Below are 14,836 nucleotides of genomic sequence, written 5' to 3'. Positions count from 1 at the left end.
CTCCCGCCACCACCCCCAGGCACACCACGCCCAGGCACACCCACCCGAGCGAGACACACCCCACCCACCGCCACCCCCACACCACACCGCCGCGCCCGGGCTACCACCCCCACACTCGCCGCGCCGCACCAGGCTCCACCACACCGCCGCACCCGCGCCCCACCACGCCGCGCCGTGCCGGGCCCTCCACACCGTGCCGGACCGTGCCGGGTCGGACTGAGCCGAGCCGGGCCCCTTCACGCGTGCCGCGCCGCGCTGCGCCGGGGGCTCTCCACGCCGCGCCGCGCCGCCTCAGGCCGCGCTGTGCCGGGTCGAACCCTCCACGCCGAGTCGGACTGAGCCGAGCCGGTCCTCCACGCCACACCGCGCCATGCCGCGCCGCGTCGTGCCACTGCGCCGAACTACGCCGGATCGCGCCGGATCGTGCTGGGTCGGGCCGCACCGCGCCGTGCTGTGCCGGGTCCTTCCGCGCTGCGCCGTGCTGGGTTGCGGCTTCGTGTCGGGTTGGTGAGCAGTCCGATGCCGTGACCACTCACGTTGGCCGTAGGGGGGTTCGTTGCCACCCGTCGGGCTCGTCCGATCCCCACGCGACGCCCGCCCTGGCCCGGTCACCGCCTTCGTCCAGTCACCGCGTTTGTGTGGGTCCTCGCTCTGTCTTGGTTATCGTCCGGTTCTGGTTCTGGCTTTCTGTTCTTGCCGGGGCTTTCGTCGCGTCTGGGGGCGTCAGGTGGCTGGGGCGTCTCCCGGTGCTGTGTCCGTGGCCTGATGTGGCGGCTTGCCCGGGGATGTGGGGTCGGGGGTACTCCGCGGTTTCGGCGACTGTGGTCCAGGGCCGGCCGGGTGCCGTGCGGGCCGACGGTCTCGGGTGGTTCGGACCGCAGGTTCCTGCCTCCGGGCCGGCGGCGGTGGGCCCTGGCGCCGCTTCGGGGGGTCGGCGCTGGCGGGGTGGGTGGTTGTTCCTTCCTCTGGTGCCGGGAAGGGCGGTGGTGGTGAGTCTGGCTGGTCCGCCTGGCGGATCGGTGGAGCCTCGCCATCCGTCATCAGTCCGGGTTCTTGGCCGCCCACCGGGGCTGGCGGGCTGGTTGGGGGTGGGGCCGGGGCCTGGCCGGGGGAGGGGGTTGGCGTGGTGACGGCGGTGCGGGAAGAGGGGAGGGGGAGGGGTGGGGAGCCTCCCCGGCTTCGGCCCGGTTCGGCCCCGGCTGGTCTGGCTGGTCGGGTCGGGTCGGGTCGTGGCTGGGGCCAGGTGTTAGTGGGGGGTGGTGTGGAGCCAGTCGCGGTAGTGGGTGGGAGCCAGGTGGGTGCCGGGTGGGGCGGTGAGGACGTCGTGGGTGATGGCGGCGAACATGCCGGCCTGGTCGTCGGTGACGACGGTGCGGGTGTCCTGGCGTGCGGCCAGGGTGATCCTGCCGATCTCGTCCAGGGGCAGGACGTCGGGGCCGGCGGTGTGGTGGATGCCGTGGAGCGCGGGCGAGGTGGCGACCTCGACGACCGCCTCGACGACGTCGGCCGCGGCGATGGGCTGGAGGCGGGTGGGGGGCAGACGGACGGTGTCGCCGTCGCTGGTCCAGGACAGGACGGCGTCCATGAACTCGAAGAACTGCGTGGCGCGCACGATGGAGTAGGGCGTGGGGCCCTGCTGGAGGAGGTCTTCCTGCAGGGCTTTGGCCCGGTAGTAGTCCAGTTGGGGCACCTGGTCGACCCCGACGATCGACAAGACCACCTGGTGTCCGACCCCGGCACCGGCTCCGGCGGCCAGCAGGTTCGTCGTGGCGGTGCGGAAGAAGTCCACGGACGCCTGGTCGAAGGTGGGAGAGTTCGCCAGGTTGACCACGACGTCCGAGCCCTCCACCGCCTGTTCCAGGCCGGCACCGGTGATCAGGTCGACGCCGGTGGACAACGCCGCGGGAACGGTCTGGTGGCCGGCCGCGGCCAGTTTCTCCACCACCCGCGAGCCGATCAGCCCGGTCGCGCCGACCACCGTGATCCTCATGACCTTCACCCCTTCTCGAACGGTTACAAGCGTCCCTGCCGTGTACTCATCCACCCCCCTGCCCCCGGGCGGGTGCCCCGGGTCGGCCCCTGGGAGGGCCGACCGGCGCCGGCCTGCTTTCCCCGGGTGGCCGACCCCCACGGGGGGAGGGGGAGGGGAGAGGCAGCGCCTGGAGCGGGGTCGGGCCGCGGTGAGGGGTGGGGCCGGTCGCCCTGGAAGGGCTTGGGCCCTTGAGGGTGTTTCAGCATGTCCCGCTGCGCGGGGAGGTTCTTCGGCGACACGCACACGCCCCACCCATCGGGAGCACCCATCGGGGGCACCCATCGGGAACGCCCCTTCGGCTCGCCGCTCTCTCCCGTCCCCCTCTCCCGTTCCCCTCTCGCGTCTCCCGACGCGGCCTGCCTGCGGTGTTGACGAGGGCGATGCTGCCTCGTTCCGCACGCGGCACCAGGAAGGCCCGGCCGCCGCCACGGTCGAACCCGGGGGGGAGGAGGAGGGGGGAGGCCGGCCCGGCCGCAGCCGGTTCTCCACCCGAGCGCCCACTCCGCCCCGGGCGCCTTCGCCACCCGAGAACCCACCCCTCCCGCCCCCCACCGGCCTTCGTCCCATCTGTTCCTGACCGTCTCCGACGCCGGGCTGCAGCCCGGCCACGCAAAAAAGGGGGGGCGGTATGTCGTGAAGGGAGTCCGCGGTGTCCGCCACACCCCCGCCGGCCCGGCCCGGACAGGCTAAGACCGCCTGCGTGTTCTGCCGGATCGTCAACGGCAGGGAGCCTGCCACCGTGGTGCGGGCCTGGCCCGACGCGGCGGCGATCGTGCCGCTCCACCCGGTCACACCCGGCCACCTGCTGGTGATCCCCCACGCCCACGTCGTCGACTTCACCGAGAATCCCGAGGTGTCCGCCGCCGCCATGCGCCGCGCGGCCGAGCTGGCCGCGGGCGCCGGCCCGAGCAACCTCATCACCTCCCGCGGGCGGGAGGCCACGCAGACCGTGTTCCACCTCCACCTGCACCTGGTGCCCCGCTCGACCGGAGACGGGCTGGCCCTTCCCTGGCCCACCCCCACCGGGCGCCGCGCCCCGGACACCTTCGCCGGCGGCCCACCCCCCTGACACCCCCGGTGACGGCACCCACGGGACGCGTCACCGGGTCACGACCCCTCCGGCCGGCCCACCCCGACGCTCCCCGGCGCTCCCTGCTGCCTGGGCCGCTGCCCCCCCGCCCGGCCGCCGCCACGCCCGCCCCTCGCGCCCTCTCCTCTCCTCTCCGGGGCGGGTTCGCCCGCCTCCGCCAGGGAGGAGGGGGGTCTCCTCTGGCTGGCTCGTCCTCGTGCCCTCGTGCCCTCGTGTCCTCGTGTTCGTCGGACCGGGGAACCGGCGCCCTCGCCGCCGGTGGCCTGCCTCTTCGTCCGGTGGGCCCGCGGTTCGGGTCTCTGGCCTGTTAGTGGGGTGTGTGGTCCAGGCGTGCGCGGGCCTCCATCAGGGCGAAGCCCAGGAGGTTCAGGCCCGGCCAACGCGCGGGGTCGGTGGCGCGTTCGTCGTCGGCGGACACCCCGATGCCCCACACCCGGTCATACGGGCTGGCCTCCACCAGGACCCGTCGCCTGGTGCCCGCCAGGTAGGCGCGCAGCGCGGGGTCCTGCCCGAACTTCGCGACGTTGCCCGCGACGACCACCTCGAACCGGGCCGCCTCCCAGCGTTCCTGGTCGAAGCCGTGTACCAGCCGCCCCAGTTTCTTGGCCTCGGCGGGGCCAGGAGCGGCCAGGATCGCCTCGGCGGCCTGGTCATCGCCGAACATCCTGGCCTTCGCCGCCATCATCCAGTGTTCGGCGCTGGCGTAGGTGACGCCGTCCACGACGAACCGGGCCGGCCACCACTGGCTCAACACCCCCCGCCCGATTCCCCCGCCCCGCGGTGGCCGATGCCCCCAGAACATCAGCCACCTGGGTGCCGCGCCCGCCGCGACGAGCGCCACCATCTCCTCACGACTGCGTGCCCGACCCGCGCTCGTCTCACCGTTCCCCACACCGCGGATCATGTCAGCCACCCCGACCGGGGGCCAGCTCCCACCCCTGCCTCCGCCCTCCGCCCTCCGGCCCCAGACCCCGCCCCCGCCCCTTTCGGTCTCGGGGCCGGCTGGTCCGTGGCGCGTCGCCGCCGTCCCGGGCCGGCGACCGTCGGTCACGTCCCGGTCGACGGGCTCGGTCCGCCCGCCACGCCAGGCGCTCTCCCGCGCCGGCCGGGGCCCGCCGGCCACCTCGTCCGCCCCCGTCCGGACCGGGGGCGGGGTGTGTCCCGCCGGGTTGGCCCACGTCACGTCCACGACGTGCTGGGGCGAGGCCCTACCCGGGCGCCCGGCCCTCTCCCGCCCCCGGGGGGTGTCCGGGAGGACTTCCAGCGCCTCCCTGCTGGGCCTGCTGGGCCTGCTGGGCCTGCTGGGTCTTGCTGGCCGGGCTGTGGGTGACGCGGCGCGCGCCGGCGGCCACCGCCGAACGGGCCGGGGCCGGGCCGGGCGCGGTCGACCGCGGGTCGCCGACCGTGAGGGCCGGGGTGGGGAGTTGTGGTGGCAGGTGGTTTCCCGCCCGCCGTACGTTGTGGTGTTTCTGCCGGGCAGGGCGGCTGCCGGTTTTCTGGCACAGTGCCCGGCGTGATCGGACGTCTGTTCTCTCTCGTCATCGACTGCCCCTCTCCGTCGGCGTTGGCCGGCTTCTACCAGGAGTTGCTGTCCCTGACCCGGGTGGCGGAAAGCGCTCACCACGTGGTCCTGGGGAGTGCCACCGGTCCGGAGTGTGTCGTTCTCCAGCGGGTCGCTGACTTCCGGCCGCCCCGCTGGCCCGACCCTGACCGTCCCCAGCAGATGCATCTGGACGTGATGGTGCCGAACCTGGACGTCGCCGAGGTGGCGGTCCTCGGGTTGGGAGCGTCCCTGTTGGAGGGATCGGACAAGCCGATCGGTTTCCGGGTCTACGCCGATCCTGTCGGCCATCCCTTCTGCCTGGTCACCCCGGAAAGCGTCACCCATCCCGTCTGACGAGGACCCCGGCCCCCGGCGCGTGGCCCCTTGGCGTGGCGGGCAAGGCGGGGCCGCCCCACGGGCGGGCTGTCCCGCGGGGGCGGGCGTGCGGGCCGGGTGGGAGGCGGTAGATTCCTCCGTCGGAAAGCGCTTGCTATCGATGGGGGAGGGGAACCGCTGTGGCGCCGCCGACAGCCCCGCTCGAACGCTCCTACCGGGGGGAGCACCCGGTGCGTACCCTCGCCTACCTGCTGCGGGGTGACCGGTGGCGGTTGGCGGCGGCGTTGTTGGTGTTCACCGTCAAGCACAGCCCGATCTGGCTGTTGCCGTTGACGACGGCCGCGATCGTGGACACCGTCGTGCAGCATCTGCCGCTTGCCCGGTTGTGGTCCAGCGTGGGTGTGGTGATGGTGATCCTGGTGGTCAACTATCCGCTGCACCTGTTGTGGGTGCGGCTGATGCACGGCACGGTGCGCCGGATGGGTACCGCGTTGCGGTCGGCGTTGTGCACGCGGATGCAGCAGTTGTCGATCGGCTACCACAGTCGGGTCAGCGCGGGGGTCCTGCAGGCGAAGGTGGTCCGTGATGTGGAGACCATCGAGCAGATGGTGCAGCAGACCACGGAGATGGGGCTGGGCGCGGTCACGGTCCTGGTCGGGGGGCTGGTCATCGTCGCGGTGCGCACGCCGCAGTTCCTGCCGGTCTTCCTGGTGATGGTGCCGTGCGCGGCGTGGCTGGTGATGCGGATGCGGACCCGGCTGCGTGGCCACAACGAGGACTTCCGTCGTGAGGTCGAGCAGTTGTCGGCGCGGGTTGCGGAGATGACGCGGTTGATCTCCCTGACCCGGGCCCACGGCCTGGAGAACAAGGCGCTGCGCCGGATGAACCGCACCCTGCGGCAGGTGTTGGACTCCGCGTTGCGGCTGGACCTGCTCAACGGGCGGGTGGCGTCCGCGTCGTGGGTGTTGTTGAACATCCTGGGGCTGTCGTTCCTGACCGGCGCGGCGTTGGTGTCCTACCACCAGCTGTGGGACCTGACGGCGGGTGACGTGGTGATGCTCAGCGCGTTTTTGACCACCCTGACCAACTCCACGACCACGCTGTTGTCGCTGGTGCCGGTCGTCACCAAGGGGCTGGAGTCGGTGCGGTCGGTGGGGGAGGTCCTCCAGGCCCCGGCGTTGGAGGACAACCACGGCAAGACGGCCGTCGCCCGGGTGGAGGGGGCCTTCGACTTCGAGGACGTGACCTTCGTCTTCGACGAGGCTCCCGACCGGCCGGCGGTGGCGGGGGGTGACGCTGTCGATCGCGGCCGGGGAGACGATCGCGCTGGTCGGCGCGTCGGGGGCGGGCAAGTCCACCCTGCTGAACCTGGTCATCGGGTTCATCCGGCCGAGCGGGGGGCGGCTGCTGCTGGACGGGGTCGACATGGCGGGGCTGGACCTGCGGACCTACCGGCAGTTCGTGTCCGTGGTCCCGCAGGAGTCGATCCTCTTCGACGGCACGATCCGTCAGAACGTCGCCTACGGCATGGACCACGCCGACGACGCCGCCGTCCGCCAGGCCCTGCGGGCCGCCAACGCCCTGGAGTTCGTCGACCGGCTTCCCGGCGGCCTGGACGCGGTCGTCGGCGAAGGCGGCGCTGCTCTCTCCGGCGGGCAGCGTCAACGCCTGGCCATCGCCCGCGCCCTCATCCGCGACCCGAGGGTGCTGCTGCTGGACGAGGCCACCTCGGCGCTGGACACCCGCTCCGAGGCCCTCGTCCAACAGGCCCTGGCGCGCCTGGTCGAAGGCCGCACGACGTTCGTGGTCGCCCACCGGCTGTCGACCGTCCGCGGCGCGGACCGCATCGTCGTCATGGACGACGGGCGGGTGGCCGAGACCGGCACCCACGACGAGCTCCTCGAACGCGGCGGCCTCTACGCCTCCCTCCACGCGGGAGTGCCCCCGGAGGCCGGCGGCGCCGGCGCACCGTCCTAGACCAACGAGTCCGGCGCCTTCACGTGGTTCTCGCACGCGAGGAGCGAGCGTGTGATCGTGGCGCCGGCGGTTCCGGCACGGGCGTGGGGGACACCGGTCATGGCCATGCAGATCGCACCGGGGAACCGGCGACGCGCACCCGGCGTCGAAGGGCCATGACCAGGCAAGCGGTACGCACCACCCTCACCCTCACCCTCCCGCTGGCCGTCTGCGTGCTGGCGGGCTGCGCCAGCGGCGCCAGCGGCGCCAGCGGCGCCAGCGGCGACGGGGGCGACGGGGGTGATGACGGGCCGGAGGCCGTCCGGGCGACAGCGACCCCCACGGCCTGGGCGACCCCCACGGTCCGGACGATCCCCTTCGAGCTGTACACGCACTGCGGCATCGAGGAGGCCCGCGTCGGCTCGACGTACTTCGAGGCGGTGACCCCGCTCTCGGATGGCGCGGGCCACCCGCCCGAGGGGTGGGACGACCCCTCCCAGCAGGGGTGGATGACCGTGGTCTCGGACACGCAGGCCGTCTTCACCGACGACGCCGGACACGAGGTCAGCTTCCGCGCCCGGCCGGGCGCGACCGACTTCAAGCGGATCTGCGACTAGATCTGCGACCAGGTGGGTGGAGTCCGATGCCTGTCGGTGCTGGCCGCGACGAGGTTCGTGTGGGACGACAGACCCGGACGCCCTTCTGGCCGCACTGTACGCGTTGGTCGACGACCAGGTGGCGCCTCGTCACCGGACCGGGCCCCCTCCGCCGGCTCCACCGCTTCCCCGCTTCCCCCGTTCCACCGCTTTCCCCGGTTCTGTTGGTTCGGCAGGTGTCGCCCGAGGGTGGCAGGGGGTGGCAGGGGGTGGGTGGGGCCTGGGTGGGGTGGCGCATCGCCGGGCCGGCTCGGGGTACGCGACGGGCACGAGAACCGGCACGACCGACACGACATTGAGGAGGTGTCATGCCTGGAATCGTCGCGCGCATCGCGCGTCTGGCCCGCAGCCCCCAGGGCCGCAGGGCGGTGCGCACCGCCCGTAGGGCGGCGTCCGACCCCAGGAAGCGCGCCAGGGCCCGCGGTCTCCTCGGCCGCCTGCCCAACCGCCGGCGTCCCTCCTGACCTTGAAGGAACGCGCTCCCCGCGTTGATGGGGCCCTCAGACGGTCATCCCCTGGCCGCCTGGGGGCCCCGGCGCCTGACCGGGGGCGTTTCCCGGAGGGGAGGGGTGTCGGCTGCCGCCGCGGTGCCGGCGGGGCAGGCGAGGAAAAAAGGGGGGCGGGCGGCTGGGGTCAGGGACGGGGGCAGAACTCGGCGTCGACGATGTCCCTGACGGCTGTGCTCTCCACCGCCAGGGCGTCGGTGTTGAGATACACGGTCATGCGGTGGTCGCCCTCGCGGGTGGAGACCGCCAGGGCCTCGAAGCCGTAGCCGCCGCCGCGCTGTCCCCACAGCGCTGTCCCGCAGGAGGTGGTGATACGGGTCAGGCCCAGGCCGTGGTCGTCGGTGCCGTCGGACACGGTGGTGGTCATCTCCCGTAGCTGGTCCCGCGGCAGCAGCCGGCCGGTCAGGAGGGCGTGGTAGAAGCGGTGGAGGTCCTCGCCGGTGCTGACGAGCTCGCCGCTGGCGCGCAGCGCCGAGGGGTTGAACTCCGTGACGTCCACGCCGGGTGGGGGCAGCTGCACCTGCTCGGTGGAGTAGGCCCGGCCGGAGGGCTGGGGCAGTGTCTCCCGGGTGCCGGGGGAGACGGTGCCCTTAAGGCGCAGCGGCCCGAGGATGCGCCGGTGCAGTTCGTGCTCGTAGGTGTTGCCGGTGACCTTCTCCACGATCAGGGCGGCCAGCAGGTAGTTGGTGTTGGAGTACACGTACGCCTGGCCGGGGGCGGCCGGCGGCGGCTGGGAGAAGGCGACGGCCAGGAGCTGCGGCGTCGTCCACGTGTCGTGCCGGTGGCGCAGCCAGGTGACGCCGATCTGGTGGAGGGCGGGGTCGTTGAGGTAGTTGTACACGCCGCTGGTGTGGTTGAGCAGCTGCCGGATGGTGATGCGGCGGCCGTCGTGGCCGTTGCCGCGGACCACGCCCGGCAGCCACCGCTCCACGGTGTCCTCCAACGCCAGCCGCCCTTCGGCGGCCAGGAGCAGTACGAGGGTGGCGGTGAACGTCTTGGTGATGCTGCCCACCCGGAAGTGGTCCGCCGGGTGGGGTGGGCGGCCGGTTCGGCGGTCGGCGACGCCCGCGGTGCCCGCCCACCGGCGGGTGCCGTGGGTCACGGTGACCAGCACGCCGGGCGCGCCACGGGCCACGGCCTGTTCCATCGCCGCGCGGGTGGCCGCGTGGGGTGGTGGGGGGTGGCCACCGCCCGGGGCGGCGGTGGACGTGGTCGCCAGGAGTGTGGTCGCCAGGAACGCGGCCGCGGAGGTGAGGACGGCGGCGCGGACGGTGCCGGCGGCCCGGGACGCGGCCCGGGACGTGGACGTGGCCCGGGACGCGGGCGTGGGCGGGGGCATGGGCCGGTTCACCTCCGCGGGGGGAGAAAGGAGTGCCTGTCCCCAGGCGACCAGAGACGTCGCCGCCGCGCGCGGCCGGCCCGCCGCCCGGTTCGGCCGAGCGGGGGCGGACCGGCGCCCCCCGAGGGGCGTGGCGCGGCCTGGTGTCCGCCGCCCGGGCTTGCGGGTCCCCGGGCGGCCCGGCCGCGCGGCGGGGCGGTTTCCCGTCACCCACCCGGCCGTCACCCACCCGCCCGGCCGCCCGGCCGTCGCCTGCTCGCCCGCCCGTTGCCTGCCCGGGACCGCCCGTGGTGCCTGGTCCGCGCCCGGCGGGGGGTGCTGGCCTGGGCGGCCCCCTTCACCCGGCCCTGTCGCCGGCCTCGAAGGCCTGGGCGACGGCGAGGCTGTCCTCGTAGACGTGGTGGCGGGTGACACGGCCGTCCTCGACGGTCAGGTGCAGCGCGAACCGGGCCCGGTAGGCGCGGTTGGTCCGCCGGGCGGTCTGCCGGATCTCGCCGAGCACGACCGCGTCACCGCCGTCGACCAGGACGCGTTCGATCTCCGTCCCCGCCTGGCCGGGCACGTGGTGCTCGGCGAGTTCCCGGAAGTGGGCGGCGACGTCGGCGCGGGCACGGCGGTGGCGGATCCAGGGGGTGGCGCCGCGGCCGTGCTCGGCCTGCGGCCAGTCCAGCTTCCACTCCACCCGCTCGGCGTACATCTCGGCGATGTGCTCGGGGTCTCCCTGGCCGATCCGGCGCAGCAACTCCTCCACCACGGCACGGGTGGTCTCGGGGGTGGTCAGGGGCATGGCGCTTCACTCCGATCCTTGCCTGGGCCCGCGCCGCGACCGACGTTGCGGCGGGCGGGGTGGCTCGTCTGCGGCATTCTCGCCAGCACGCCCCGCGCGCGGCCATGACCTGCCAGGTTATGGCCGCGCGCCTTTCAGGACAGGGACGTTCGGCGCCGGCCCGAGCCCCCGCCCCCGAGGCGCCGGACCTGCTCCCGTGAAAAAGGGAGGGCCGGCACCCCGCCGCCGAACGCCGGCCGGGTGTGGTCAGCGGCGACCGCAACGCCCGGGCCAGCCGGTCTGTGCGCCGGTCTCCGCGCGGGGCGGCCGCCCCCCCGCCCCCCGGCGGGGGCGGCCGGCGGGCCGGGCACCCAACCCGGCGGCTACGGTGCGGAGGCCGGGACGCGGGCTGTCGCCGCGGCGGCGGCCCGCACGGCCAGATCCCCGGTGGCGTGCGCGAGCGCGGCCGGGCCCTCGACGCGGTAGGGAACGCCCGCAGCGGCCAGGACACCCGCCAACCAGTCCCAGTCCTCCGCGCCCGTGATGTAGCGGCAGCGGTCCGCGCCGACCGCCTCCAGCCGGCCCGCCCGCGCGGTCAGCCGCCGCGCGACCGCCTCGACCGGCGCCAGGAACAACACCGCCCCCCGCGGCTCGGCCCGGCACGAGAACGGCCCGGCCACCTCCAAAGGAACCGGGCGCGGCGAGAACGTGGTGCCCGGCACCCGCAGCCCGGCGATCCGGTCCACCCGGAAGCTGCGCCAGTCCGCGCGGTCCTCGTCCCACGCCACCAGGTACCAGCGGTGCGCCAGGAGCACCAGGCGGTGCGGCTCCACCCGGCGCTCGCCGGCCAGGCCACTGCGCGCGGTGTAGCGGAACCGCGCGCGGGCCGACAGCCGCGTGGCCGTGGCCAGCCGCTCCACCGTGTCGAGGTCCGTGTCGAGGTCCGTGTCAAGACCCGGCGCCGGCACCGGCGCCTGAGCCGTGGCCTGCTGGAGCGGCACCGCGGTGGCGGCCAGCAGCGCCCCGACCAGACGGCGCTGCCGGACAGGCAGCGCCGCCTCCAGCTTCCGGGAGGCGACCTCGGCCACCCCCGCCCTGCCCGCCCCGTACGCCGCGGCGGCGTGCCGCAGCCCCACCACCGTGGCCACCGCCTCCTCCTGGGACAACGGCAACGGCGGCGTGCCCTGCCCGACAGGCATCCGGTAACCACCGCCTGTGCCGCGCGTGGACTCCACCCGATAGCCCAGCCGCCGCAGCCGCTCCACGTCCCGGCGCAGCGTGCGCGGTGAGACGCCAAGCCGCGCCGCGAGATCCGCACCAGCCCGCGGCACGCCGACGGCCAGCAACGACAGCAACTCCAACATCCGGGCGCTCGGGTGATCCATGGCCCCAGCCTCCCACCCAGCGGCCAGGTTCTGGCCGCAGGACCCGTTACGGTGCCCCGACCCCCACCCCCACCCCCACCCCAAATCCCCGGCCGCGCCGCGCCCCGCCCCGGCTCCGGCCACGTTTCGAGGAGACCCCCATGACCATCGTCGTCACCACCCCCACCGGCCACGTCGGATCGCGGGTGGTCCGCCTGCTGATCCAGGCCGGGGCCCGCCCCCGCGTCCTGCTGCGCGACCCGGCCCGACTGGAACCGGAGGTACGCGCGCGGGTCGACACCCGCCGCGGTGACCTCACCGACGCCGGCTTCGTCCGCCAGGCCCTCGCCGGCGCCAGGGCCGCCTTCCTGGTCGACCCGACCCCCCACACCGTGCCGGACCCGGTGGGCACCTCCCACCGCACCGGCGCCGGCCTGGCCGCGGCCGTGCGGGACAACGGCGTGCGGCGCGTGGTGTTCCTCAGCAGCGTCGGGGCGGAGATGCGGCACGGCGCCGGCCACATCGACGGCCTGGCCGCCGTCGAGGAACACCTCGACGCCACCGGCGCCGCCGTGACGCACCTGCGCTGTGGCTACTTCTTCACCAACCTGCTGCTCGCGCTCGACGACCTGGCCGCCGGCGAGCTGACCACCTCCGACGCCCCCGACCGGGCCCTGCCCTGGGTCGACCCCCGCGACATCGGCGACATCGCCGCCGCCCGCCTGCTCAACGACACCTGGCACGGCCGCGTCGTCCAGGGCGTCCACGGCCCGGAGGACCTGTCCTGGCGGCGCGTCACGCAGATCCTGACAACCGCGCTCGACCGCGCCATCCGGCTGCGTGTGGTCTCCGACGACGACGTCCGCGCAACGCTGACCACGGCCGGCCTGCCGCCGGACGCGGTCGCCGGCATCGTCGGCATGACCGCGGGCACCCGCGAACTGACGCCCGAGCAGCCCCGGGGCGCGGTCACCACCACCCCCACCTCCCTGGCCGGCTGGGCCCACACACACCTGCGGCCCCTGCTCGCCCCCGCGCCCCGCGCGACCTGACCCGCCACCCCTCACAAGCCCTCGGGCCACCCCGGCCCGACCCGTCGCCCGGCACCCCGGGCCCGGCCCGACCCGCCGCGCCGGCCCCAGGGCCCCACGGCACGCTCCGACCGGCGTTCCGGGCGTTTGCCCCGTTGCGGGCGCTGCCCGTTGCCGGCACCGGCCGCGGGCACGCGACCAGCCCTCCCACCCCCGCCGCCACGGCCGGCACCTCGGCCAGCACCGGCCGGCGGCGTCAGCAGGCGCCGGATCTCCCCGCAGCCCCTCAGGCGCCCAGGGAGAACAGGAAGATCAGGAACGCGGCGAAGAGGTGACCGACGAAACCGTAGATCAGCATCCGGACCCACAGCCCGCGCGGGATACGGCCGGTGTCGCGGCGGCGGTCCGTGCCAGAGGGATCTGCGGGCATGACGGGTCTCCTCCGGGGCGTCGGTCGTCAGGATCGGAAATCGGGAACCGAGAATCGCCAAATCGGCGGCGTGGGCGTGGGCGTGGGCGTGGGGACGGGGACGGGTGTGGGGGCGGGGGTGTGTCGAGGTCAGCGTGCCGCGCCACCCAGGCACAGGTCGGCGGCGGCAGACTGCAGGAGGGAGTGGACGAACAACACATCCACCCCGGCGGGCGTCGCCGCCCCGATCCGGTGGGGGAGGAGGGAGTCGAAGTGGGCACTGTCGCCCTCCCCCAGAAGGTGCTCGGCGTCCCCGAGGACCAGCCGCAGCCCTCCGGCGAGCACGTACAGCAACTCCTCGCCCGGATGCACCCGCACCAGGTCGTCCTGACCGCCACCGTGCGGCACGTGGACCCGCAGCGCCTGCATGGCCCGGCCCGGCACACCGACCCGCCGATAGGTCCAGCCGCCGGCCCGGCGAGCCGAGGCCGCCCCGGCCCGCACGACCGGATCGGGCACCCCGGCCGCCTCTCCCAGCAGCCCGGACACCGTCGTACCGTAGAGGCGCGCCAGGTTCAGCAGCACCGGCAGCGACGGCTGGCGGTGGCCCGTCTCCAGCCGGGACAGGTGGGCGGGGGAGAGCCCGGCCCGATCCGCGGCGGCCTGGATCGTCAGCCCGGCCACACGACGCAGTTCACGCAACCGCGCCGCGAGGGCGGGCAGCTCGCCGGACGCCTCCGAAACGCTCGAGGTCATGCCCCGATTGAGCCAGAACCCTGCCTGACAGGCAAATTCCTTGCCTCACAGGCAACACCACTGTGGCGGGCCCACCGCGGCACCAGAACCCCTCCCCCCACGGCGAGCCACCCGCCGAGAGCCCGAGAGCCCGAGAGCCCCGGGGGGCCGAAGCCGCCCCGATCCCGGGACCGGCCCGGTAGCGAGCCCACCAGCCCGCAGAGGGAGACAGCCACCCCACCGTGCTCTCCACGGAGTAACCGCCCTTACTCCCCATGACGTATGGGCAACAAAACCCTGACCGCATAGCCTTCAGACACAGCTGCCACAAAACGGTTTCCCCGGCATCACGAGAACCGTTCGAAAAAGAGAGGGAAAACAAAAAGAGGGGGAAAACGGTGGCCTGTTGATCGGCGATACCACAAGGACCTGGGGGGACCGGATCCGTCATATCGCCACGCCGACCCACAGATCGGCAGCCAACGGATCCCGCCCCGCCTGCCCAGCAGCGGCCACCACCACGCCGTGACACCACCCACCCCCCTCGCGCCCGGGGCCCCTCCCGCCCCACATCGACCGCCCCCGGGCTCGCACAGGCGGATCGACGACACCTGACGGGCCGCCCCGCCCCTCCGGGCGCCCGGCCAGCAGGGGCGAGAACACCAGCCACCGTCCTGGGCGCCGGGGGGCGCCCAGGACGGTGCCACCCCCAGGCCACGCCCCACCTCCCCTGGACCACCCTTCCGCCAGAAGAAGCGTCGACAGCCAGAGGAAAGCCGAATGAAACCCCCACGCACTACGCATTAGCTGTGCGGTTACGGCCATTCGTCGCAAACAAGCCTGCGAGTCCCCAAAGCGCTGACCGCCCGGTATTCCACTCCCATCGGAAAGGTGATGCGCCATGGCAGAAAATCCACCCTCGACAAAAGACGACGACTCGCAGCGTAGACGGGTGCCGTTGCCGTCGTTGACGGGGTTGCGGTTCCTGGCGGCGTTGTTGGTGTTCTTGGCGCATGCGACGTTGTTGGTGAGTCCGTTGGACATGACGTCGCCGGTCAGTTTCTTCGCTGACG

At 74.1% G+C, this 14,836-nt stretch carries 12 protein-coding genes and 2 pseudogenes; 7 read left to right on the top strand and 7 right to left on the bottom strand.

Translation table 11 applies throughout. The features are described 5' to 3' along the window. Positions 1 to 220 (top strand): annotated as a pseudogene (locus tag ACTWP5_RS31590) (hypothetical protein); the annotation flags it as partial. Positions 221 to 1,246: 1,026 nt separating this feature from the next. Here the strand turns inward: ACTWP5_RS31590 and ACTWP5_RS31585 are convergent. Further along, positions 1,247 to 1,990, bottom strand: a complete 744-nt coding sequence (locus ACTWP5_RS31585) for an SDR family oxidoreductase (RefSeq protein WP_443224620.1) — start codon at positions 1,988 to 1,990, stop codon at positions 1,247 to 1,249. 742 nt (positions 1,991 to 2,732) lie between these two features. On the opposite strand from ACTWP5_RS31585, the gene ACTWP5_RS31580 reads away from it, so the two are divergent. Continuing rightward, complete coding sequence (locus tag ACTWP5_RS31580) at positions 2,733 to 3,101, top strand: HIT family protein (protein ID WP_443224619.1); 369 nt, start codon at positions 2,733 to 2,735, stop codon at positions 3,099 to 3,101. A gap of 328 nt (positions 3,102 to 3,429) precedes the next feature. Here ACTWP5_RS31580 and ACTWP5_RS31575 read toward each other — a convergent pair whose 3' ends face one another. Beyond that, positions 3,430 to 3,966 carry an NADAR family protein gene (locus ACTWP5_RS31575; RefSeq protein ID WP_443224621.1) on the bottom strand — a complete coding sequence of 179 codons (537 nt, stop codon included), beginning with the start codon at positions 3,964 to 3,966 and terminating at the stop codon, positions 3,430 to 3,432. A 669-nt stretch (positions 3,967 to 4,635) separates the two neighbouring features. On the opposite strand from ACTWP5_RS31575, the gene ACTWP5_RS31570 reads away from it, so the two are divergent. The 4 genes and pseudogenes from ACTWP5_RS31570 (at position 4,636) to ACTWP5_RS31555 (ending at position 8,077) form a co-directional block, all read left to right on the top strand. Then, entirely contained in the window at positions 4,636 to 5,019 is a 384-nt protein-coding gene (locus ACTWP5_RS31570; protein WP_443224618.1) for a VOC family protein, read from the top strand. A 161-nt stretch (positions 5,020 to 5,180) separates the two neighbouring features. Beyond that, positions 5,181 to 6,978: pseudogene (locus tag ACTWP5_RS31565) on the top strand (ABC transporter ATP-binding protein). A 155-nt stretch (positions 6,979 to 7,133) separates the two neighbouring features. Continuing rightward, on the top strand, positions 7,134 to 7,574 hold the full coding sequence (locus ACTWP5_RS31560; RefSeq protein WP_443224617.1) for a hypothetical protein: 441 nt from the start codon (positions 7,134 to 7,136) through the stop codon (positions 7,572 to 7,574). 347 nt (positions 7,575 to 7,921) lie between these two features. Further along, on the top strand, positions 7,922 to 8,077 hold the full coding sequence (locus ACTWP5_RS31555) for a hypothetical protein (RefSeq protein WP_443224616.1): 156 nt from the start codon (positions 7,922 to 7,924) through the stop codon (positions 8,075 to 8,077). 169 nt (positions 8,078 to 8,246) lie between these two features. Here the strand turns inward: ACTWP5_RS31555 and ACTWP5_RS31550 are convergent, their stop codons facing one another. The 3 genes from ACTWP5_RS31550 to ACTWP5_RS31540 all read right to left on the bottom strand — a co-directional run bounded on the left by ACTWP5_RS31550 (position 8,247) and on the right by ACTWP5_RS31540 (position 11,609). After that, positions 8,247 to 9,458, bottom strand: coding sequence for a serine hydrolase domain-containing protein (locus ACTWP5_RS31550; RefSeq protein WP_443224615.1), 1,212 nt, complete (start codon positions 9,456 to 9,458; stop codon positions 8,247 to 8,249). A 337-nt stretch (positions 9,459 to 9,795) separates the two neighbouring features. Next, on the bottom strand, positions 9,796 to 10,245 hold the full coding sequence (locus ACTWP5_RS31545; protein WP_443224614.1) for a nuclear transport factor 2 family protein: 450 nt from the start codon (positions 10,243 to 10,245) through the stop codon (positions 9,796 to 9,798). A gap of 362 nt (positions 10,246 to 10,607) precedes the next feature. Continuing rightward, positions 10,608 to 11,609: a helix-turn-helix transcriptional regulator gene (locus ACTWP5_RS31540; protein ID WP_443224613.1), complete on the bottom strand. Its 1,002-nt coding sequence runs from the start codon at positions 11,607 to 11,609 to the stop codon at positions 10,608 to 10,610. A gap of 140 nt (positions 11,610 to 11,749) precedes the next feature. Here ACTWP5_RS31540 and ACTWP5_RS31535 point away from each other — a divergent pair, with 140 nt between their 5' ends. Then, entirely contained in the window at positions 11,750 to 12,640 is an 891-nt protein-coding gene (locus tag ACTWP5_RS31535; RefSeq protein WP_443224612.1) for an NmrA family NAD(P)-binding protein, read from the top strand. A 265-nt stretch (positions 12,641 to 12,905) separates the two neighbouring features. Here ACTWP5_RS31535 and ACTWP5_RS31530 read toward each other — a convergent pair whose 3' ends face one another. Together ACTWP5_RS31530 and ACTWP5_RS31525 are read right to left on the bottom strand one after the other, a co-directional pair. Then, entirely contained in the window at positions 12,906 to 13,049 is a 144-nt protein-coding gene (locus ACTWP5_RS31530; RefSeq protein ID WP_443224611.1) for a DUF6126 family protein, read from the bottom strand. A gap of 129 nt (positions 13,050 to 13,178) precedes the next feature. Continuing rightward, positions 13,179 to 13,784, bottom strand: coding sequence for a helix-turn-helix domain-containing protein (locus ACTWP5_RS31525; RefSeq protein WP_443224610.1), 606 nt, complete (start codon positions 13,782 to 13,784; stop codon positions 13,179 to 13,181). Between the last annotated feature and the right edge of the window lie 1,052 nt (positions 13,785 to 14,836).

Source organism: Streptomyces sp. 4N509B (genome assembly GCF_052245655.1).
Taxonomy (GTDB): domain Bacteria; phylum Actinomycetota; class Actinomycetes; order Streptomycetales; family Streptomycetaceae; genus Streptomyces.
Note: the sequence above shows the minus strand (reverse complement) of the source record. Positions and strands in the feature narration are given on the sequence as shown.